This window comes from Paraburkholderia kururiensis (assembly GCF_034424375.1).
Classification (GTDB): Bacteria; Pseudomonadota; Gammaproteobacteria; order Burkholderiales; family Burkholderiaceae; genus Paraburkholderia; species Paraburkholderia kururiensis_A.
In genome coordinates, this window is record NZ_CP139965.1 from 5,117,055 (window position 1) to 5,137,752 (window position 20,698).

Annotated in this window: 17 protein-coding genes; 9 read left to right on the plus strand and 8 right to left on the minus strand. The window is 67.9% G+C overall.

Going from position 1 to position 20,698, the window contains the following annotated elements; translation table 11 throughout:
* Window positions 1–450 precede the first annotated feature (450 nt).
* From U0042_RS22985 to U0042_RS23020, 8 genes are all read left to right on the plus strand, one after another.
* Window positions 451–4,686, plus strand: a complete 4,236-nt coding sequence (locus U0042_RS22985) for a YadA-like family protein (protein WP_114808981.1) — start codon at window positions 451–453, stop codon at window positions 4,684–4,686.
* An 86-nt stretch (window positions 4,687–4,772) separates the two neighbouring features.
* Window positions 4,773–5,573: an OmpA family protein gene (locus U0042_RS22990; RefSeq protein ID WP_198665207.1), complete on the plus strand. Its 801-nt coding sequence runs from the start codon at window positions 4,773–4,775 to the stop codon at window positions 5,571–5,573.
* 184 nt (window positions 5,574–5,757) lie between these two features.
* On the plus strand, window positions 5,758–6,330 hold the full coding sequence (locus U0042_RS22995; RefSeq protein ID WP_114808979.1) for a phasin family protein: 573 nt from the start codon (window positions 5,758–5,760) through the stop codon (window positions 6,328–6,330).
* Window positions 6,331–6,491: 161 nt separating this feature from the next.
* Window positions 6,492–6,917, plus strand: a complete 426-nt coding sequence (locus U0042_RS23000) for a CBS domain-containing protein (RefSeq protein WP_114809475.1) — start codon at window positions 6,492–6,494, stop codon at window positions 6,915–6,917.
* 475 nt (window positions 6,918–7,392) lie between these two features.
* The gene (locus U0042_RS23005; protein ID WP_114808978.1) at window positions 7,393–10,563 is read left to right on the plus strand and encodes a CheR family methyltransferase; all 3,171 of its coding nucleotides are present in this window, start codon (window positions 7,393–7,395) and stop codon (window positions 10,561–10,563) included.
* The gene (locus U0042_RS23010) at window positions 10,547–10,936 is read left to right on the plus strand and encodes a response regulator (protein ID WP_114808977.1); all 390 of its coding nucleotides are present in this window, start codon (window positions 10,547–10,549) and stop codon (window positions 10,934–10,936) included. The genes U0042_RS23005 and U0042_RS23010 overlap by 17 nt, the downstream gene beginning before the upstream one ends.
* Window positions 10,937–11,091: 155 nt before the next feature.
* Window positions 11,092–11,337, plus strand: coding sequence for a hypothetical protein (locus U0042_RS23015; RefSeq protein WP_114808976.1), 246 nt, complete (start codon window positions 11,092–11,094; stop codon window positions 11,335–11,337).
* A gap of 37 nt (window positions 11,338–11,374) precedes the next feature.
* Window positions 11,375–12,637: a phosphatidylserine decarboxylase family protein gene (locus U0042_RS23020; RefSeq protein WP_114808975.1), complete on the plus strand. Its 1,263-nt coding sequence runs from the start codon at window positions 11,375–11,377 to the stop codon at window positions 12,635–12,637.
* Here U0042_RS23020 and U0042_RS23025 read toward each other — a convergent pair.
* From U0042_RS23025 to U0042_RS23035, 3 genes are all read right to left on the minus strand, one after another.
* A complete protein-coding gene (locus U0042_RS23025; protein ID WP_114808974.1) occupies window positions 12,621–13,106 on the minus strand; it encodes an NUDIX hydrolase in 486 nt (161 codons plus the stop codon). The two genes, U0042_RS23020 and U0042_RS23025, sit on opposite strands and share 17 nt — an antisense overlap.
* A 59-nt stretch (window positions 13,107–13,165) precedes the next feature.
* Window positions 13,166–13,672, minus strand: coding sequence for a ferritin-like domain-containing protein (locus U0042_RS23030; protein ID WP_114808973.1), 507 nt, complete (start codon window positions 13,670–13,672; stop codon window positions 13,166–13,168).
* A 272-nt stretch (window positions 13,673–13,944) separates the two neighbouring features.
* Window positions 13,945–15,315 carry a DNA topoisomerase IB gene (locus tag U0042_RS23035; RefSeq protein WP_114808972.1) on the minus strand — a complete coding sequence of 457 codons (1,371 nt, stop codon included), beginning with the start codon at window positions 15,313–15,315 and terminating at the stop codon, window positions 13,945–13,947.
* A gap of 517 nt (window positions 15,316–15,832) precedes the next feature.
* Here U0042_RS23035 and U0042_RS23040 point away from each other — a divergent pair.
* Window positions 15,833–16,330 carry a ferritin-like domain-containing protein gene (locus tag U0042_RS23040; protein ID WP_114808971.1) on the plus strand — a complete coding sequence of 166 codons (498 nt, stop codon included), beginning with the start codon at window positions 15,833–15,835 and terminating at the stop codon, window positions 16,328–16,330.
* A gap of 227 nt (window positions 16,331–16,557) precedes the next feature.
* Here U0042_RS23040 and U0042_RS23045 read toward each other — a convergent pair whose 3' ends face one another.
* The 5 genes from U0042_RS23045 to U0042_RS23065 all read right to left on the minus strand — a co-directional run bounded on the left by U0042_RS23045 (window position 16,558) and on the right by U0042_RS23065 (window position 20,640).
* The gene (locus U0042_RS23045; RefSeq protein WP_114808970.1) at window positions 16,558–17,340 is read right to left on the minus strand and encodes an SOS response-associated peptidase family protein; all 783 of its coding nucleotides are present in this window, start codon (window positions 17,338–17,340) and stop codon (window positions 16,558–16,560) included.
* Between the two features lie 287 nt (window positions 17,341–17,627).
* On the minus strand, window positions 17,628–17,969 hold the full coding sequence (locus U0042_RS23050; RefSeq protein ID WP_114808969.1) for a hypothetical protein: 342 nt from the start codon (window positions 17,967–17,969) through the stop codon (window positions 17,628–17,630).
* Between the two features lie 51 nt (window positions 17,970–18,020).
* Entirely contained in the window at window positions 18,021–18,437 is a 417-nt protein-coding gene (locus tag U0042_RS23055; protein WP_232833231.1) for a hydroxymyristoyl-ACP dehydratase, read from the minus strand.
* Window positions 18,438–18,568: 131 nt separating this feature from the next.
* Window positions 18,569–19,399: a beta-ketoacyl synthase chain length factor gene (locus U0042_RS23060; RefSeq protein WP_114808968.1), complete on the minus strand. Its 831-nt coding sequence runs from the start codon at window positions 19,397–19,399 to the stop codon at window positions 18,569–18,571.
* Entirely contained in the window at window positions 19,396–20,640 is a 1,245-nt protein-coding gene (locus tag U0042_RS23065; RefSeq protein ID WP_114808967.1) for a beta-ketoacyl-[acyl-carrier-protein] synthase family protein, read from the minus strand. Before U0042_RS23065 ends, U0042_RS23060 begins: the two co-directional genes overlap by 4 nt.
* Between the last annotated feature and the right edge of the window lie 58 nt (window positions 20,641–20,698).

Genomic DNA, 20,698 nt, shown 5'->3' on the forward strand with positions numbered 1-20,698 from the left:
GCGTCAGGCATTAATTCTGTTGCGTAAAACTATGCCGGATGCGTCATTGTCCGGGCGTTGTGGTGGCATGGAAGGTGCCCGGAGAGCCGCGCCGGCAGGCCTTCCAGCGCGGAGGTTCACCTTTGTCACATTTCAGTGACAATTGTTCAACATTGTCTGCTCTCTTTTCTTTCGGTCTATCCCTTACTCTATGTTTCACCGGGCTCTTACTTGATTCCGGCAATCAAATTCAGACCAAGGCGTGCTTAAAAAATCGGCAATCCATTTGATTACCGGCAACCTCGCTCGCCCTTGTCAGGCGTTATTGATTGACTGGAATTATTCGAGGTAAGACCTCGCCCATCGATAAAGAACGGTTATTCGTTCGGCTCGACAGACGTCTATCGCACTGGCGCCTATTCGGGTCGCACGAGCCGGCACGCGGTTTACAGAAAGGCAGGCAGAAAATCTATGAATCGAACTTACCGCACTGTGTGGAACGCGGCGCTCGGCGCCTTCGTGGCCGCGTCCGAACTCGATCGAGCCCATGGCAAGGGCAAGTCGGGCGGCACCGTTAACGTCTGCAACGAGGGTGCGCACGGCAGTGCCGACGCGGCGCGCCACCACGGGCGAGCCGTGCCGCCGCTTGCCGCGGCGGCATTGGTGCTGCTGGGTAGCGGCCTCGCTGCTCCGAGCGCGCACGCGCAATTCGCGCTCGACGGCGGCACCGCGAGCGGGTCCACCAGTGCCATCGCTATCGGTGTGGGGTCCACGGCTTCGCAGCAGAACGCGACGGCGTTGGGCAACCTGGCGGTGGCGACGGGCATTTCGGCAAGCGCGCTGGGACCGGGCGCACTGGCTTCCGGAAACAATGCGACGGCCGTCGGCATCAACTCGACGGCGAGCACCACGGGTACGGTCGCGGTAGGGTTAAGCGCCGTCGCATCGCAGGCCAGCGCGGTAGCGATCGGCAGCAACAGCGTTGCCAGCGGACCCAACAGCGCCGCGCTGGGTTACCTGGCCAGCGCGACGGCTCAAGGGGCCGCGGCTTACGGTACGTCCGCTGCCGCAACGGGCCTCAATTCCGCGGCGTTGGGGCCGGGTGCGAAGGCGTCGAATACCAGCAGTTCCGCGCTGGGCGCTTTTGCCAACGCTTCCGGCTCGGCTGCGGTCGCGGCAGGTGCGGCTAACGCTTCGGGCGACTCTTCCTTTGCGGGCGGCGCCGGGTCAACGGCATCGGGCGATCACGCTGTGGCGCTCGGCCCCTCGTCGACCGCCGCCGGCGGTACGTCGGTCGCCATCGGCAATCAATCGATTACCACGGCCGCAGGCGCGGCGGGCGTCGCCGTGGGCTCGGGCACGATGGTGAGCGGCGCGTCGGGCGTCGCGATCGGCGTGAACAGCGGCGCCTCGGGCACGGGCGCCATTGCGATCGGCGTGGGCGGTACGGCGGGCGTGCCCGGTTCGGGCACGCAGGCCACCGGCAATTTCGCGATCTCGATGGGCCACAACACGATTGCGGGCGGCGCTTCCGCGCAGGCCTACGGCGACGGCGCGACGGCAAGCGGCGACAGTTCCGTGGCCGTGGGCGTGGGCGCGGTGACGTCCGGACTCTCGAGCAGCGCTTTCGGCAATCTCGCCAAGGCGACCGGCACCTCGGCCGTCGCGCTGGGCGCGGGCGCCAATGCGACCGTGGACAACACCTCGGCCCTCGGTCTCAATGCCAGCGCCACGGCCACGTCCGCGACGGCGCTGGGTGCGGGCTCGCACGCCACGGCATTGAACGCGACGGGCCTCGGCATCAACGCGCTCGCCACGGCCACGCAGGCCACGGCGCTGGGCGGTTCCACCACGGCCAGCGCCGGCAATGCCACCGCCGTGGGCTATACCGCGGTCGCCTCCGCGGCCGGCGCAACGGCCATGGGCATCGGCTCGCAAGCGCTCGCCACGATGACGGTCGCGTTCGGCGCCAACAACATCGTCGCGGCGGCGGCCGGTACCGGCGCGATTGCGGGCGGCCACAACTCGCAGGTGACGAGCGGCACGGGCGCCGTGGCACTCGGCGAAGGGCAGACCGCAAGCGGCAACGGCGCGGTGGCGATCGGCGATCCGAATTCGGCCATCGGCAACGGCGCCCTCGCCATGGGCGCGAACAACACCGCCAACGGCCAGGGCGCCATTGCGCTCGGCAACAGCAACGTGGCGACGGGGCAAGGTTCGGTCGCGCTCGGCAACGCATCGCAGGCCAATAGCGCGGGGTCGGTCGCACTCGGCGATACGGCCGTGGTGCAGGCCGCCGCGTCGCGCGGACTCGCGCTCGGTTCGGGCGCCACGACGAGCGTCGCGAACAGCGTCGCGCTGGGCGCCAGTTCCACGACCACCACGGCCACGCCCACCTCGGGCACGACCATCGGCGGCGTGAGCTACTCGTTCGCCGGCGCATCGCCTGCGGGCGTGGTGAGCGTGGGCGCACCGGGCGCCGAGCGGCAGATCCAGAACGTCGCCGCAGGCCAGCTGAGCCAGGCGAGCACCGACGCCGTGAACGGCTCGCAGCTCTACGCCACGAACCAGCAGGTTACGGCCAACACCACCGCCATCGACAACATCAACAACGGCGGCGGCATCAAGTACTTCCACGCCAATTCGACGCTGGCCGATTCCTCGGCCACGGGCACGGATTCGATCGCCGTGGGCGGCAACACGCAATCCACAGCGGCGAATGCCGTGGCCGTCGGCTCGAACGCGATTGCCAGCGTGGCGAACAGCGTGGCGCTGGGGGCGGGCTCCACCACCACGGCGGCCACGCCCACGCCCAACACGACCATCGGCGGCGTGAGCTACTCGTTCGCCGGCGGGGCGCCCGCCGGCGTGGTGAGCGTGGGCACGGCAGGCTCCACGCGGCAGATCCAGAACGTCGCCGCCGGCCAGCTGACGCAGACCAGCACCGACGCCGTGAACGGCTCGCAGCTGTACGCCACGAACCAGCAGGTCACGGCCAACACCACCGCCATCGACAACATCAACAACGGCGCCGGCATCAAGTACTTCCACGCGACCTCGACGCTCGCGGACAGCCAGGCCACCGGCACCGACAGCGTCGCTATCGGTCCGGCCGCGGTCTCGGCCGGCACGTCGAGCCTCGCCGCGGGCAACGGGGCGTCGGCGCAGAGCGCGAACTCGCTGGCGCTCGGCACGCAGTCGAGCGTCTCGGTCGCCGATGGTGTGGCGATTGGTTCGGGGTCCATATCAGATCGCGCGGTGGTCTCCGGCATCGGCTCCATTGCCAACGGCACGCATTCGATTCCCTACAACACCTCGGACCGCACGCTGCTCGGCGCCGTGTCGTTCGGCAATGCGTCGACGAACACGTATCGCCAGCTCACCAACGTCGCGGACGGCACGCAGTCGCAAGACGCCGTCACGGTGCGGCAGCTCGCGGGCGCGCTCTCGTCGTTCGCGGTGACGGGGCAGATGTACTTCCACGCGAATTCGACGGCTGCGGACTCGCTCGCCGTGGGCGCGGAATCCATCGCCGTGGGCCCGACCACGGTGGTGAACGGCGACAACGGCGTGGGCATGGGCAACGGCGCCATCGTGGATGCGACGGCGCCCGGCGGCGTGGCGATCGGCCAGGCATCGAGCGCGGCGCAGGCCGATGCCATCGCGCTCGGCAGCGGCAGCCTCGCGGGCGGCGCGCAGTCCATCGCGCAGGGCGCCAATTCGAGCGCGGCGAACGCGGGCAGCATCGCGATCGGCTCGGGTGCACGCAGCAGCGCCGTCGATGCCATCGCGTTCGGCTCCGGCGCGAGCGCCACCATGGCGAGCAGCATCGCGCTGGGCGCGGGTTCGCTCACGACCGTTGGCGCGCTCAGCAACTACGTGGCGTATGGGCTGAGCAGCCCGCAGTCGTCGGCCGGTGAAATCAACGTGGGCAACCGGCAGATCACGGGGCTCGCGCCCGGGCGTCTGGGCACGGATGCCGTCAACGTCTCGCAGCTCGATGCCGTGGCCTCGCAGCTCACCACGCTCATCAACCAGAGCACCTCGAACAGCGGCGGCAGCTACACGTCCACGCCGGGCACGGGTAGCACCACGGGGCCGTCGTCGACGGGCTCGAACTCGTCCGCAGGCGGGTCCGGCGCGGTGGCATCGGGCTCGAACAGCACGGCGGTGGGCAACGGCTCGCAGGCCACCGGCAGTGGTTCGACGGTGGTGGGCACGGGCGCGACGTCGTCGGGCAGCGGGTCTGCGGCCATCGGCGCGGGCAGCGACGACGGCGGCCGTTCGAACGTGGTGGCCGTGGGCTCCACGAACTCCACGCGCCAGGTCATCAACGTGGCGGCGGGCACGGCATCGACGGACGCCGTGAACGTGGGCCAGTTGAACGCGAGCGTGAGCAATGCGCTCTCCCAGGCGAACAGCTACACGGACAGCCAGGTGGCCGGCCTGCGCAACAGCCTCGACTCGTACCGCCGCGACGCCGACGGCGGCACCGCTACCGCGATGGCCGTAGCCGGCCTGCCGCAGCCGTCCGGTCCCGGCAAGAGCATGGTCTCGATTGCGGGCAGCGTGTATCGCGGCCAGTCGGGCCAGGCGCTCGGCATCTCGACCATTTCCGAGAACAACCACTGGATCTACAAGGCGGCCGTCTCCACCAATACGCGCGGCACCTATGGCGCTGTGGTGAGCGCGGGCTACCAGTGGTAAAGGCGAGTGGTAAGCACGAGTGACAAGCGCGAGGCGAGCCGATGCGAAACCTGAAACGGAATGACAGACGGAATAACAAGCGAACCATGAAATCTCAACAGGCTGTACTGCTTTCGGTGTGCCTTGTGGCTGCCGTCGCCATCGAAGGGTGCGCGGTGCCTCACACGCCGCCGCAGTTTCCGGACGCCGCGTCCGCGTCGCCGGCGGGCGGCACGTTCGTGAACGTGGCGAACCTGCGCAACGTGAGCACGGGGCTCAACAAGGACCAGCTCTACGATCTGATCGGGCCGCCGCAGTTTCACGAGTGGTTCGTGGGCAACCACGTGTGGAACTACCTGTTCAACTTCCGTCGCGGCGATCAGGTGATGTCGTGCCAGTACCAGGTGCAGTTCGACAAGGACATGCGCGTGAGCGGCACGTACTGGCGCGACCCGCAGTGCGCCGACTTCGTGCGCGAGACCGCTGCGCCGGCCGCGCCCGCCGCCGACGCGGCGAAGCCCGCGCCGCTCGACGAGTTCACGATTCAGGGCGAGGCGCTGTTTCCGTTCGGCAAGTCGAGCCTCGATTCGATGCTGCCGGGCGGCCGCGCCGACCTGGACGCGGCCATCGCGAAGATTCGCACCGAGGACGGCGTGACGCGCATCGACGTGGTGGGCCACACCGACCGCATCGGTTCGGAAGAGCGCAACCGCGTGCTTTCGCAGGCGAGAGCCGAAACCGTGAAGCGCTATTTCGTGGCGCACGGGCTCGACGCGCAACGCGTTCGCGCCGAAGGCGTGGGCTCGTCGCAGCCGGTCTCGCATTGCCCGCCGGGGCAATCGGCTGCCGTGATTGCCTGTCTGCAGGCGGACCGGCGCGTGACGATCACGGTGTACGGGCAGCGCTAGGCGGCGTTTGCGTCGGGGCTTCGTGGCCGCTTTGGGGCGGCTTTTGAGGGGGCGCTTGGGAGCGCCACCCGGCACCCGGGGCAGTACTTCATCTCATCCCGGACTCCACAGGAACGTGCGTTGCTGCATCGCACGACGCGCGGGCGGCACTGCTCGCGCACACTTTCCACCGGAGCCCTCCACGATGAATACGCCCCAGCAGGAATACGCGGCCGACTTGCCTCAGCCGGCGCAGTCCGTCCTTGCTTCGTTGACCGATGTCGCCGATAAGGCTTTTTCCGGCGTCGAGCGGTTCGCGCAACTCAATCTCCAGACCCTCAGAACGAGCCTGGCCGAACAGCAGGCGCTCGCGCAGTCGATGCTCGACACGCAGTCGCCCGAAATCGTCTTCGTCTGGCAATCCGCGCAGGCACAGGCCTCATTCGCGAAGAGCTTCTCGTATTGGCGCCATGTGAACCGCATTCATGTCGAGACGCTCGCCGATACGGCCTCCGCAGGGCTGCAAACGCTCGCGGCCTGCACGCAACGCCTCGAATCCGCGTGGGGCGCGCTGGCGCGTGCGGCCATCGGGCAGAAAGAGTCAGCGGGCGTCCCCGCGGTACTGCCATCCACGGCGCTGATCGATCCCGCGAGCCCTTCCGAAGCCGGCCCCAGCGGCGCGGGCCGGCGCAAGGTGCAGATCGTGGACGGCGAAGGCAAGGTGGTGTCGTCGGTCTCGACGGAAAAAACGAACGGCACGCACACGGAAGAATCGTGACGCGGCTCGCCCGTGCGCCGGCCCCGGTGCAACGTTTCAGATCGAACGCGCATGACCCGCAGCAGGAACGCGCACTGCTGAAAGACACGCATGCGGCGAGGGCGCACGAGGGCCGCATCTGCACGAAGCGCGCCCCGCCGCGCACTGCAAAGGAGATCCAGATGACTACCGCATCGCAATGCATGACGCGCGACGCCATTACCGTGGGCGCGTCGGACACCATCCGCCAGGCCGCGATGATGATGGCCGACCTCAAGGTGGGCTCGCTGCCCGTATGCGACGGACAGAAACTGATCGGCACCGTGACGGACCGCGATATCGCCGTGCGGGCCGTGGCCGAGGGCATCGAGCCCACCGCGCCCGTGCGCGAGATCGCGAGCCAACCGCTGCAATGGTGCTATGAAGACGACGACATCGAAGACGTGAAGCACAAGATGGCCGATGCGCAAATTCGCCGCGTTCCCGTGCTCGATCGGGAAAAACGGCTCGTAGGCATCGTGGCGCTCGGCGACGTGGCGAGCGGCGATGGCGCAAACGCAGGCGCCACGCTGAAGGCGGTTTCGCAGCCCGCCCGGCCGGATCGCTGAAGCGGGCGAAGCGTCGCTCGTGTGCGGCAGGAAGTGCGACGGGTAACGTGTGAAAGCGCACAGACGGGTAGGGTAAAGGCCGGCCAGGGAAGGCGTCGGCAGCCACGACGGGAACGACGAGCCGAGGCCGCGGCCAGCAGGCAACGCAGAACCAACGCAGAAGGAACACGGCGAGGACGGCGAGTGGGCTGCAAAAAATTACTGTGCGGCGCGGGCGCGAAGCTAACATAAAATAGCGCGCATCCTTTAACGGGGGCCGCATGCGAGGCAAGCACGCCATTACCCCTCACCCAAGCCTCGGTCAGCCCAGATACCCGGCCCACTTCGCCGCACGAAGCGCGGCCGTGTGCCACGCGGTGCGCGAGGCATCGGGCGGTGGCGCTGTTCATCACGATTCAGCCAGAAAGCAGAAGCGGTCCGATCAGGTCGCATGGCCTCCGCCCCAGAGCGGGTGCGACATGTACATGGAGATGCCGTGACTTCTACTTCCGACTTTCCTGTCGCCGGTGTGGGCGCTTCGGCCGGCGGCGTCGAAGCGCTGGAGGGCTTCTTTCGCGGCGTGCCTGACGCACCGGGCCTCGCCTTCGTCGTCGTCACGCATCTGCCGCGCGGCCGCGAAAGCATGCTGCACGACATCGTGCGCCGCTATACCTCGCTGCCCGTGCATGTCGTGGAGAACGGCATGCCCGTCGAGGTCGATCACGTCTACGTGCTGGGCACCGACGCCTTGCTCTCGCTCGAAGACGGTTGCCTGCGGCTCGTACCGCAGGAACTCGCGCACCGCGAGCGCAGGCCTATCGACCGGTTCTTCAGCTCGCTCGCCATCGACCGGAACGAACTGGCCGCAGGCGTCGTGCTTTCCGGCGGCGACCACGACGGCACACTCGGCATCAAGGCGATCAAGGAGCGCGGCGGCCTCACGCTCGCGCAGGCGCCCAACGGTTTCGGGCCCGGGCATCCGGACATGCCCGAGAGCGCCATCTCGTCGGGGCTCGTGGACTTCGCGATACCCGCCGGTCAGATGGGCGGCAAGCTCGCGGAGTTCGCGCGCGGACTCTCCTTCCTCGACGACGTCATCCTCAACCCCGAACGCGAGACCGAACGGCAACAACTGGACGACACGCGCCGCGAGATCTACGCCGTGTTGCGCAACCAGGTGGGTCACGATTTCAGCGGCTACAAGGTGAAGACCTTCGTTCGCCGCGTGCAGCGGCGCATGCAGGTGTTGCAGATCGAAACACCGCAAGCCTATCTCGAGCGTCTGCGCGAAGACCCGCAGGAAGTGAGCGCGCTTTTTCGCGACCTGCTCATCAACGTGACGAGCTTCTTTCGCGACGCCGAAGCGTTCGATGGGCTCGCGACCCAGGTGGTGCCGAAGCTCTTCGAGCAGCGCGGCCCCGACGAACCGGTACGCGTGTGGGTGCCGGGCTGCGCCACGGGCGAAGAGGTCTATTCGATCGCGATGCTGCTGCGCGAGTACATGGAGCGCACCGGCACGACGCGCCGCGCGCAGATCTTCGCGACCGACATCGACGAACGCGCGCTCATGGTGGCGCGTGCCGCCCGCTATCCCGAAACCCTGCTCGAAGGCGTGAGCCCCGAGCGTCGCAATCGCTTCTTTGTGCCTGACGGCGGCAGCTACATGGTCGCGAAGCAAATTCGCGACATGTGCATCTTCTCGCCGCACAGCGTGATTCGCGACCCGCCTTTCTCGCGCATCGACCTTGTCTCGTGCCGCAACCTGCTGATCTACTTCGGCACGGAAGTGCAGAACCAGGTCATTCCGACCTTCTACTACGCGCTGCGGCCCGACGGCTTCCTCTTTCTCGGCACTTCGGAAAACGTCACGCAGTTCGAAGAGATGTTCGCGCCCGTCGACAAGAAGTGCCGCATTTTCCGGCGCAAAACCGACATCGCGCCGCAGGTGCGCCTGCCCGTGATGGTCTCGGCCATGCGCGCGGGCAACCTCTCCGACTTCACGCCCACGCGCTCGCCTGTGGGCGGCGTTGCGCTGCGCCAGCTCGTGGACAACCAGATGCTGGAGCGCTTCACGCCGCCGCACGTGCTCGTGAGCAGCAGCGGCGACGTGCTCTATTTCTCGGGCCGCACCGGCAAATATCTGGAGGCCGCGCCTGGCGTGCCCACGCGTCAGCTGATCTCGATGGCCCGCAAGGGCCTTGGGCTCGATCTGCGCACGACGTTTCGCGAAGCGGTGGAGTCGGGCCGCACGGTGACGCGCGACGGCGTGACGGTAGAAGCCGACGACGGCCGCGTGCAGTTGATCAGCCTGACCGTGGAGCCGCTCGTCGAGCACACGGTGGGCGAGCCGATGTACCTCGTGGTCTTCGCGGACCAGGGGCCCATTCTGAGCCGCGACGAGGCGCTCGCGCGCGCCCACGCGGCGCACAGCGGCAACGCGCAGCAGACCGAGCAGGAGCTGCGCGATACGCGCGAACGTCTGCAATCGATGATCGAGGAGTACGAGACCGCGCTCGAAGAACTCAAGTCGTCGAACGAGGAACTCGTTTCGGTCAACGAAGAATTGCAGTCGTCGAACGAGGAACTGGAGGCGTCGAAGGAGGAACTGGTCTCGGTCAACGAGGAGCTGCACACCGTCAACGCGGAACTCAGCGGCAAGATCGAGGCGCTCGACCGCGCGAACAGCGATTTGCAGAACCTGTTCGAGAGCACGTCGGTGGCTACGGTGTTTCTCGATAGCCGTCTCGTGATTCGCAGCTTCACGCCCGCGATGGCCCGCATCTACAGCATTCGCGCGAGCGATTGCGGGCGGCCCATTACAGAGCTGGCCACACGCTTCAAGCTCGACGCGTTCGCAGACGACATCCACAAGGTGCTCGAATCGCAGATCGTGATGGAGCGGCGCATCAGCAGCGTCGACAACACCCAGCACTATCTCGTGCGGCTCGCGCCGTACCGCAACGGAAACCGGCAGACGGACGGCGTGGTGGTCTCGTTCGTCGACGTGACCGGCATGGTGCACGCGGAAGAGCGCCAGACCATGCTGATCGGCGAGTTGCAGCATCGCACGCGCAATCTGCTTTCGGTCATCCAGTCCATCGCGCAGCAGACCTTCGACGCGGGCGCCGCGCGCGATACGTTCCTCGACCGTCTCGCCGCGCTGGGGCGCCTGCAAGGCATGCTGGGCGAAGCACACGGCGAGATGATCGACCTCACCGACATCGTGCGGCTGGAGTTCAAAACGCTGGGCGTGAGCGACGGCGGGCCGTTGAGCGTGGCGGGGCCGCCCGTGCCGCTCGGCTTCAGCGGCGTGCAGACGGTGGCGCTGGTGCTGCACGAACTCGCGACGAACGCGGTGAAGTACGGCGCGCTCAAAGACCCCGGCGCAAAACTCGAGATTCGCTGGGCGCTCGAAGAGCGCGACGCGCGCGGCACGTGTCTCGTGATCGACTGGAAGGAGTCGGGCGTGGGTGTTGCGCCTGATTCGAGCAAGCAGGGCTTTGGCCGCAAGCTGATCGAGAAGGCGCTCACGTTCACGCTGCGCGCGCAGACCGATCTCGTGTTCAACCGGGACGGCATCGCCTGCCACATCGAAATTCCGCTCGCGAGCCTGAGCGCGCGCGGCGACGAGGACTCGGAGGCAACCAGCCATGAAGGAGCAGCTTGATCAACCGCTCAAAGGGCGGCGCGTACTGGTGGTGGAAGACGAATACCTCGTCGCCGAGGCGCTTTCGGCGGTGCTCGAACAGGCCGGCGCAAGCGTGCTCGGCCCTATCGGCTGGGCCGAGGAAGCGCTCTCGTTCGTGCAGAGCGACGGCGACTCCATCGACAGCGCCGTGGTGGACGTCAACCTGCACGGCGAGACGTCGTACCAGACCGTGGACGCGCTCGCCACGCGCAACGTCCCGTTCGTGCTCGTGACGGGCTACGAGCACGACGCCATCGCGGACGGCTATCGCGGCTATCCGCGCTGCCAGAAGCCGTTCAACGTGAACGCGCTGCTCAAGGCGCTCGCGAAGGGCGCCGGGCGCGAGCATTAGCGCCGCGCGCCTAGGGCCGCCCTGTAGCTCTTTCAAGCGCCTCGAAGAATTTCCCCCCTCGTTGCCCGACGTTTCGGCGTGCCCGCACGCGGCACGCCGCTTGCGGCGCCTCTCGCCATCTACCCACGCATCGACTCACGAAAGGGGCGAGGCCCATGACAGCACGTACAGCACGTTCTCCCGCAGACGAAGCCGATCCGGCCCGCCGTTCGCCGCGCGAAGGCGACGACGTATCCGTGGACCGCGACGGCCGGGTGCAGCAAAAGCCGCACGGCAACATGGACGAAACCATGATTCCGCAGAAGCCCGAGCCCGGCAAAGGCCCGTATGCGCCGGCCCGCGGACACCTCGACGACCCGAAGGACATCGAGCCGCCCGGCAAGGGCGACCTGCCGGCATGAACCACGCCGGCGCGTTCGAACACACGGAGCCCAGCGCATGAGCGAGCAGAAGCAGACACCCGTCAAGGCGCGCCGCCGTCTGGGCGGCTGGATGCCCTCCAGCGAAGACGCGGCGAAGACCTTCAGGCTGGACCTTGCCAGAAAGGCGCAGCAACGCGCCAACCGCCTGCAGGGCGCACCGCGCGCGAGCGTGGTGAAAGACCTCTCCGATCTCCTGCTGGGCGACGCCGTGCTGCGCATGAACCTCACGCGCGCCATCGGCGAGGCGCGCGAGGCGGGCTACGAGCTGGGCTATACGTCGATCGAGGAACTGATGGCGATCGTCGATTACCTCATGACGTACGCGCCGCCGTTCGATCCCTCGGCGCCGGTGGCCACGCCGCTCAACGCGGTGCTGGAATGGCCGATGTGCATGCCGTCGGGCTACGCGGTGTTTCGCGACCCCGCGTTCAACGAGCAGATGCGCCGCGTGCTCGATTACTGGTGCGGCTTTCTGAGCGGCCCGCATTCGCGCACGCATCTGAACACGCATGCACCGCACGGATGGTTCTGCGAAGCGGCGCGGCGCAAGATCGGCATGGACCAGTTCGTCTGCGACCCGGCGCGTCCGTATTGGGGCTTCGCTTCCTGGAACGGATTCTTCACGCGGGAGTTTCGCGAAGGCGTGCGGCCCGTGGCGGGATACGGCGACCATCGCATCATCGTGAGCGCGTGCGAGGCGTCGCCCTTCGACGTGCGTGAAAACGTGCAGCTGCACGACTGCTTCTGGCTCAAGAACCAGCCGTATTCGCTGCGCGAGATTCTGACCGAAAGCCAGCAGGATCTGGCGCACCGGTTCGTGGGCGGGTCGGTGTACCAGGGATACCTAAGCGCTTTCAACTATCACCGCTGGCATGCGCCTGTGGCGGGTCGCATCGTGGCCGCCTACAACGTGGACGGCACCTACTACTCAAATCTGGAAGCCGAAGGCGTGGACCCCGGCGGGCTCAACCACTCGCAGGGCTACACCACGGCCGTCGCGGCGCGCGCGGTGATCGTGATCGACTGCGACGAGCCGGCTATCGGCGAAGTGGCGTGCGTGTTCGTGGGGATGGCCGAAGTGTCGTCATGCCGGATCGTGGCGCTGCCGGGCCAGCACATGGAGAAGGGCGAGCAGATCGGCTACTTCCAGTACGGCGGCAGCACCTACTGCCTGATCTTCCGGCCCGGCGTGATCGAACAGTTCGAGCCGAAGCCGCCGTATCACGACGAAGCGCCGCCCATCAAGGTCAACGCGCATCTGGCTACGGCGCGGCGTTGAGCGTGGCAGGGGCGCGCGAGGCGACCTCTGCCTCGCGCGTCACGTTCGTCGCGGATGCAGTGCGGTGCGCGTCGGCGTTCAACGCAGGTTCGCTTGCTCGCGCATCACGGCGCGCGAGCGCGAGCATGTCGACGATCACCCTGACCGCCGCGCTTGCGCGCAGGCGTTCCAGCTGCGCGACGTCGAACCACCGGCAGCGCGCGATCTCGCGGCCGGGCGCCGCGGCCGTGCCGGACGGCAAGGTGGCGAGAAACACGTGATGCCGCGTGCGTGTGCCCACGAACGCGAACAGATAGTGCAGTTCCACAGCCGCGAGATGCGTTTCTTCCAGCAGTTCGCGGCTCGCTGCCTGCATGAGCGTTTCGTCGGGCTTGAGCCTGCCGCCCGGCAGATTCCAGCGCGCGCCTGCCTTGCCCACCAGCAGCACGCGACTGCCACGTTCGCAGATTACGGTCGCGCGCTCTTTCATCTCGGATGCTCCTCTTGCCGGTTGGTGCGGGTGCGTGGATTCCGCGGGCGGGCGCCGCGCTAGCGCTTCGCTTCCTGGTCCGCGGCGGAGCGCTCCAGATACGCCGTCACCACTTCGGGCAGATGTTCGAGCAGCCAGCGCGACATCGCGACTTCCTGCGGCAGGATCTGCTCGCAGCAGCGCAGCGTTTCGGCGTCGCCCGCCACGCGCGCGGCGGCGATGAGTTCCGTGTAGGCCGCAATCTCGATGTTCTCGAATACGTAGCCGGCCATGGCGCCCTTCACGACTTCGTCCGTGGTGGTCATGCCGCCCACGGCCTGGCCGAATGCCGCCACGCGCGCTGCCAGGTTCTTGATGGTGGACGGACCGCTGCCCAGACTGTCCAGGCGCGCTTCGAGCAACTTCTGCTGCGAGCGCGTTTCGTCGATGTGCTGTTCGATGCGCTGGCGCAGCGCGGGATAGTGTTCGAGCCGCGAGGCTTGGGCCTTCAGCATGGATTCGGCGTGCTGTTCCATGGCGTAGGCGTCGCGCAGCCAGTCGAGCAGATGTTCGTTGGGGGTGGTCATGGCGTTTCCTTGAGTCCTTCAAGCCGCTTATGGGGGCGGCCGGGCCCCGCGTCCAGGCGGTACGCGCTCTGTGCTCTGTGTTGCGCAACGCGCGTACCAGCCTTTCGCGACGGCGGGGCCAGGACGGCGGGCCATGCCGGACGGTCCGCAGGGCCATGTGCTTCGCGCCGGGTCAGGCGCCTCGCCGTGCAGGCCCCACACGCTGTGGGCGCGTTCGTGCACGGCGACCTCGATGGTGGCCGGGTGAGTCGTCATGCGCCCATGCGCACGTTTCAGGACGCTTGGAGTTCGCCGGCTGAGCGGCCTGCCTGACTCGAATGGCTCGAATGACTTGAACGGCTCGAACGCTCGGCGCTAGTCGAACGACTGGAATCTGCCGGCCGGGCCGAATGCCCTGGTCCGCGTGCCCGCATCGGCGCGCGCTTGCGTGTCGCCGAACGCGTGGCCTCTCTCGCCGCGGCGCGCATCGCGCGGGCATGACGGCGCAGCAATTGAGCGAACAGCGCCTCGTCGGCCTTGAGGCCGCGCCGCGTGCGCACCGCAGCGAGGCTGTGAAGCTCGCCTTGCTCGAAGGCATCCACCACGGCCGGGTGGATGTAGCAGCGTCGGCACACGGCAGGCGTGTTGCGCAGGGTCTGCGCGACGTCCTTGATGGTCTGCACGAGATGCCGATGAATGGCGCCTTTGCGCTTCCTGGTGCCGCGGTTCGCCGCACCTTTTGCCCGATCTGTTGCGCCGTCTTTTGCCGCATGCTTCGCTGCGCTTTTTGCCGCCTCCTTCGCGGCCTCTTTTGCCGCCTCTTTCGCGGCCTTTTTCTGCGCTTCTTCTTCGGCCTCCCGCCCGAGTTGCGCCTCGATGCGTCGGAGGGCGCCGAGCGCCAGCACGCTGCCCGCCCACGTGCGGTAGTCCTTGGCCGTGAAGTCGGCGCCGCTCGCTTCGCGCAGGTAGGTGTTGATGTCGTTGGAACTCACGGGCCGCAGCGCGCCGTTTTCATCGACGAACTGGAACAGCTCGTGGCCCGGCAGCCCGAGGCAACGGCGCACCACGCTCGCCACGCGCGGGTCGTCCACCTCGACGTCGTGCGCGACGCCGCTCTTGCCGCGAAAGCGAAAGCGCAGCTTGCCCGCGGCGATGGCCGCGTGCTTCTTGCGCAGCGTCGTGAGACCGTAGGAGCGGTTTTCCTTCGCGTATTCGGCGTTGCCCACGCGCACGAGCGTGATGTCGAGCAGCCGTACGACAGTGGCCACCACCTTGTCCCACGGCATGCCCGGCAGCTTCAGGTCGCGCGCCACACGGCGACGCACGCGCGGCAACGCGTCGCCGAACGCAGCCATGCGTTCGTACTTGGTGGCGTCGCGCACTTCGCGCCATGCAGGGTGATAGCGGTATTGCTTGCGCCCGCGTGCGTCGCGGCCGGTGGCTTGCAGATAGCCGCGCGGGTCGGCGCAGATCCAGACGTCGGTGTAGGCCGGCGGAATGGCGAGCGCGTCGATGCGTGCGATCTCGCTGGCGTCGCGGATGCGGCGGCCGGCGGTGTCGAAGTACGCGAAGCGCCGGCCCGCGCGCTTGCGCGTGATGCCGGGGCTGCGGTCGTTCACGTATTGCAGGTCGTGCGCGGGGTCGCTGGATGCAATCGAGGCCATCGAGGCGATCTCTGTCGCCACGCCGTTGCCCTGTTCGACGGACGCGCTCGTGCCTGCCCGCGGCGCCCGCGTGGTCCCAACGTCTTGTCGTGATCGTGATGGCATGTCGCTGTCCACATGTCGTTTCCACTTGCCGTGTCCACCTCGTGCGGACAGCAGCCATCACAGCAACGGGCATGCCAGTGGCTTTCCCGGCGACCGCCTCGTGTCGGCTTCGCGTTTGGTCGTGCGTTCGCAGGTGCGTTGCGCTGCACGTTCAGCCCCGTGCATGGCGCCGCGTTGCCCGCCATATTCATTCGCACAGGTAAGCGTTACAACGCGGTCATGTCGCGCTGTCTGCATCGCGCGCGCCAGGTAGGGCGACTCGCCCGTACGCCGTTCGACGCGCCGTGTGGCACACCCGTTGCGGATGGACACAGGCAGGTGGTCCGCGTATGCGCGCAACGCATTTCGGCGCTGCACGCGGTCCATGTCGCCATCGCATTCGCGATCAACCATCCACTCACAGGAGCTACAGATGACGCGCAAGACACTTCAGGATCTTTTCGTCCATTCGCTTTCGGACATCTACAGCGCGGAGAAGCAGCTCACGCGCGCGCTCGGCAAGCTCTCCCGGGCCGCGAGCAACGAGGAGCTCTCGAAGGCGTTTCAGACCCACCTGGAAGAAACGCAAGGGCAGATCGAGCGCATCGACAAGGTGGTCGAGTCGAGCGGCATCCGGCTCAAGCGCATCAAGTGCGTGGCGATGGAAGGGCTCGTCGAGGAAGGACAGGAACTGATCGAGGAAATCGAGAAGGGGCCGGTGCTGGACGCGGGCCTCGTGGGCGCCGCGCAGAAGGTGGAGCACTACGAGATTGCGGCCTACGGCACGCTCTGCGCGCTCGGCAAGCAGCTTGGCCTCAACGACGCCGTGAAGCTGCTCCAGGAAACGCTGGAAGAAGAGAAGGCCACCGACCTCAAGCTCACGCAGTTCGCACAGAAGGCCGGCAACGTGCAGGCGCAGAAGGCGGCTTGAGCGCGTAGGTGTTGAAGGGCTTTGCTTCCTTCGATGCCCTCAGCGATTTCAGCGCCGTGGCACTTCTGCGGTTCTCGCGAGACGCTTCAGGCGCGTGGGCGCCTGGAGCGTTTCACTGCAAGGTGCAGCTGCCGCGTGCCGCTCGCCGTTTGCGCTGACCGTCTTTGCGCGCGACCGGCGCCGGCTTCCTACGCGTGGTCGAGGCTACACACCAGCACGCTGCCGCCTCAAACGAGTGGTGCCGGCTGCGGCGTTGCGCGGGCCAATGCGCCGCGGCTTTCCGGCGTACGTGTACCGCGGATGAAGCTGGCGATGGACGGCTCGCGGTCCGGTTCCATGACGCTCGCGTCGTCGACGTAGCGGGTACGCACGCGCGACGACACGCGGTGCCACTCGAACGCATCGACGGGCAAGCCGGCTTCCTGCGCGAAGCAGTTCGCCTGTTCGAGCGGCGTGTGGGGGTCGAGCCACGCCTTCGCCATACCGAGCGAGAACACCACAGGGCGGCTGTTGCCCGCCGCGGCGGGGCCGCCGTCGGCTGCCGACGAGACCACCACGAAGCCGCTCTCCGCATCTTCTTCGCCGTGCAGCAGCATGCTGCTCAGGCCCGCCATCCAGACGGGACCGCCATTGGCGCGGCGCACGGCGAACGAGTGCGGGGCGCCGTCGTCGTCGCGAATGGATTCGTACCAGTGATCGCACGGAATGATGACGCGCCGGTCCGCGAGCAGGCCCGACCACACGCCGGTGCTGAGCCTTTCGAGGCGCGCATGCGAGAGCGGTCGAATCTTGAGCGCCGCGGCCCACGGCGGGAGATAGCCCCAACGAACGCAGCGCGACGACTCGCGATAGAGAATCAGCTGCCGGCAGCCGGGGATGATGTTCCAGCTGGGTGCGTCGTCGTACGGGGCGGGGTCGAACAGCGGTTCGACTTCGTCGTCGGGAAGGCCTGGGGTGAGCGCCGCGGCGTACGCGGCTCCGAACTGGGTTCGGGCGTAACGGCCGTACATGGTCTGCTCCGGAAGCCTCGACACGCGAGGGAAGGACCATAGTCTCACCGTTGGCCGCCCACGTCCAACGGGGTCCGACCGCGCTGGACGATGGGGCTGGCGGTCCAAGCCCGATGTGGGGCGTGGTTGGCCGCGTGTGTTTTTGCTGTGCTTGCCGACTGGGGCGGCATCCGGGCGGGCAGCCCGGATGCCAATTCGGTTGCAAAGCCGGTTGCAAAGCCGGTTGCAAAGCCGGTTGCAAACCGGGTTGCAAGCCCCGTCGGCAACCGGGCACACCAACAGGCGACTTACTGCGCCGGCTTGTCGTCGCCCTTCACGGCGCGCCTGGTCGCCTCATACCCTTTGCGGCTCGTATCGGCGATGCCGTGGCCCACGGCCCGGGCTCCGCTCGCCACGCCGTGACCGACCACCTTCGCACCGCTCGCCACGCCGTGGCCCACCACCTTCGCGCCGCTCGCGATGTCGTGTCCCGCTTCCTTCGCGCCGTGTGCAATCGCGTGGCCGGTGTCCTTGCCGGCGGTCTTCACGTCCTGCTTGAGCGCGTGGGCGTCTTCGGAGAGATCCGCGTGAGCGAACGGGCTGATGGCGGCGAGGGCGACAGTAAAGGCGAGGAGCTTCGTTTTCTTCATGGCGTGGGTTCTCCCGTGATGGTTGGGTTGGAGTGGTTCAAAGGTGCGGCTTCAAGGCCGGGGCGCGTGCTCCGCTGCGTCGGCGTCGAGTATGACGGCGGCGCGGCCCGTCATCAGCAGTTCGCCGCCGCAATGCAGCGTGAAGCGGTAGAGCACGTTGTTGCCGTCGCCGCCGAGCCGTGTGGCTTCGACGTCGAGCGGACCGGCGAGCGTATCGAGCCGCGCGACGTTCACTTCGAGATCGCGCAGGCTTGCGAGAAAGCCGGCGCGCGGCGGCGCGTTCGTGTGCGGGTGCGCCGAGGCGAGCACGGCGCCGTGAGCGGCCATGGCCTGCGCCGCGTATTCGACGCCGCAGATCGCGGCGAGCCGTCCGTCCGCGCGCAGCGGGTTGTGCGCATCGAGATGGCTCGTTGCCGTGCAGCGGATCGAGAGGTCGTCCCAGGCCGTGACGGCGTCGAGCAGGCACATCGAGCCGGCATGGGGAATGTGGGCCGCGATCCAGTCCTTCGCGAGCGGCGCGGCGAGCGTGGCCGCTGCGGCAGCGGAGGGCGGGACACACGAAGGTTCGGTCACGAGTGGAGCGGGCGAAACGTTGAGCGTCATGAGCGGAAGTGGCCGGTTGAATCCGGCCATGTAATGTCGATCCGGCAATGGAGGCCGGGCAGGTAGTCGAGCACGACGCTCGCGTTCCGGCCCGCGGCGAGCGCGGCACACAGCGGCAATGCGCGCGCGGCGGGATGGCTCGCGCGCAGCGCTTCGAGCGCGGCGTCGGGCAGCGTGGTGGCGGCGGCGTCCGTGAGTTCGGCTTCGATGCGCGCGACGGTTCGCTCGCCCGGCTGCGCCGCGAAGACGAACGCCACGCCGAACGCGTCGGGTACGGGACGCACGTTGCGCATGGGCAGCGGGTAGTCGGTGTCGAAGGCGATCAGCAGGTTCGGCGTGCCGTCTACGGCGGCCTGGGTCAGGCTTTCGAGCAGGCCCGCGCAGAAGCTGCCGTCGTAGGCGCACAGCACGTTGGAGGGCGCCATGGCGCGCGTCGCGATGCTCCAGTAACCGGCGGGCGCGTTGTGCACGGAGTTGTGAAAGCGCGTGGGCGAGAGTTGCCGGTCTTCGCCCGCGAGCGTTTCGCAGATCGCGTGGCAGTTCTGACCATCCCCGCCCGACGACGCGAACACGGTGGCGAGCGTGGACGCATCGCGCCCGCTCGCGGCGACGGCCTCCAGACCCACGGCGAGCGCGAGCTTCACGCCCGCGCCGGTGCGCCGCCGCTCGGCGGGCGGCAAGGCGGCGGGCGCCGGCAGCACGGTGCGCTCGTTCGGTCCGCCTGCATAGGGCACGCGTCCCGCGAGCACCTCGCGTGCATTCGCCCAGCCGCCGAGTGCAGGACCGAGCAGCCCGATGCCTTCGATAAACGCGGTGAGCCGGCTCATGATGGCTGCCCTCCGCTATCGAGCCGGCCTGCGTCGCGCAGTTGACCCGCGTGGCCGAACAGCAGACTGCAATTGGTCCCGCCGAAGCCGAACGAGTTGCTGAGCGCCGTTCGCAGCGAAGCCGCGCGGCCTTCCAGCAGATAGCCCGGCGAGAGCGCGGGGTCGGGCTGGGTCGTGTTGACGCCCGCAGGCAGCCATTGCGCGCGCAGCGACCACGCGGCGATCACGGCTTCGAGCGCGCCCGCGGCGCCCAGCGTGTGGCCCGTCGCGCCTTTCGTCGAGCTGCACGGCGTGTGCTCGAACACCGCGTTCACCGCGAGGCTTTCGGCGGCGTCGTTGCTGGGCGTCGCGGTGCCGTGCAGATTGATGTAGTCGACGCTCCCGGCATCGATGCCCGCCGTACGCAACGCGTCTTCGATCGCGGTGCGCGCGCCGAGCCCTTCGGGATGCGGCGACGACATGTGATGGGCGTCGCTCGATTCGCCGATGCCGAGCAGCAGGATCGCGTCGTCGTGCAGCGCCGTCGCTTGCTGCGGCGCGCGTTCGAGCAGCGCGAACGCGCCGGCCTCGCCGATCGAAATGCCGCTGCGCGCTACGTCGAACGGCTTGCACGGTTCGCGCGAGAGCAGTTCCAGCGAGTTGAAGCCGTAGAGCGTGGTGAGGCACAGCGAATCGACGCCGCCCACCACGGCGGCATCGATGAGCCCGGCTTCGATCATGCGGCGCGCCGATCCGAACACCTTCGCGCCCGACGAGCACGCCGACGAAATCGTGGTGGCCGGCCCTTGCAGCCCGAAGTACGTGCGCACGAATGCCGCCGCGGACCACGGGTTGTGCGTGTGCGCATAGCGAAAGCCGGCGGGCAGGGCGCCTGTCTGCGGATCGCGCTGCCGGTAGGCCAGCTCGGTTTCCAGTATCCCCGCGGTGCTGGTGCCGAGGAATACGCCGATGCGCGCCGCGCCGTAGCGTCCGGCCGCCTCGCGCACCGCGGCGTCGAAGCCGTCCGCGGTGAAGGCCATCTGCGCGAGCCGGTTGTTGCGGCAGTCGAAGTCGGCGAGATCCGCGCGCACGGGTAGCGCATCCACGCCGGCCACCTCGCCCACCCAGGTATCGAGCGTCGCCCGTTCGAAGCGGCACGGCGCGAGACCGCCGCGCCCCTGGCGCAGCGCATCGCCGAGGGCGTCGAGTCCGTGGCCAAGGCAGCTGGTGGCCGTGAAGTGCGAGACGAGAAGAGGAGTCACGGCTCGGTGGTTCCGTTGCGGGTCATAGGTGCCTTGCGGGTTGCCATTGGGCATGGAA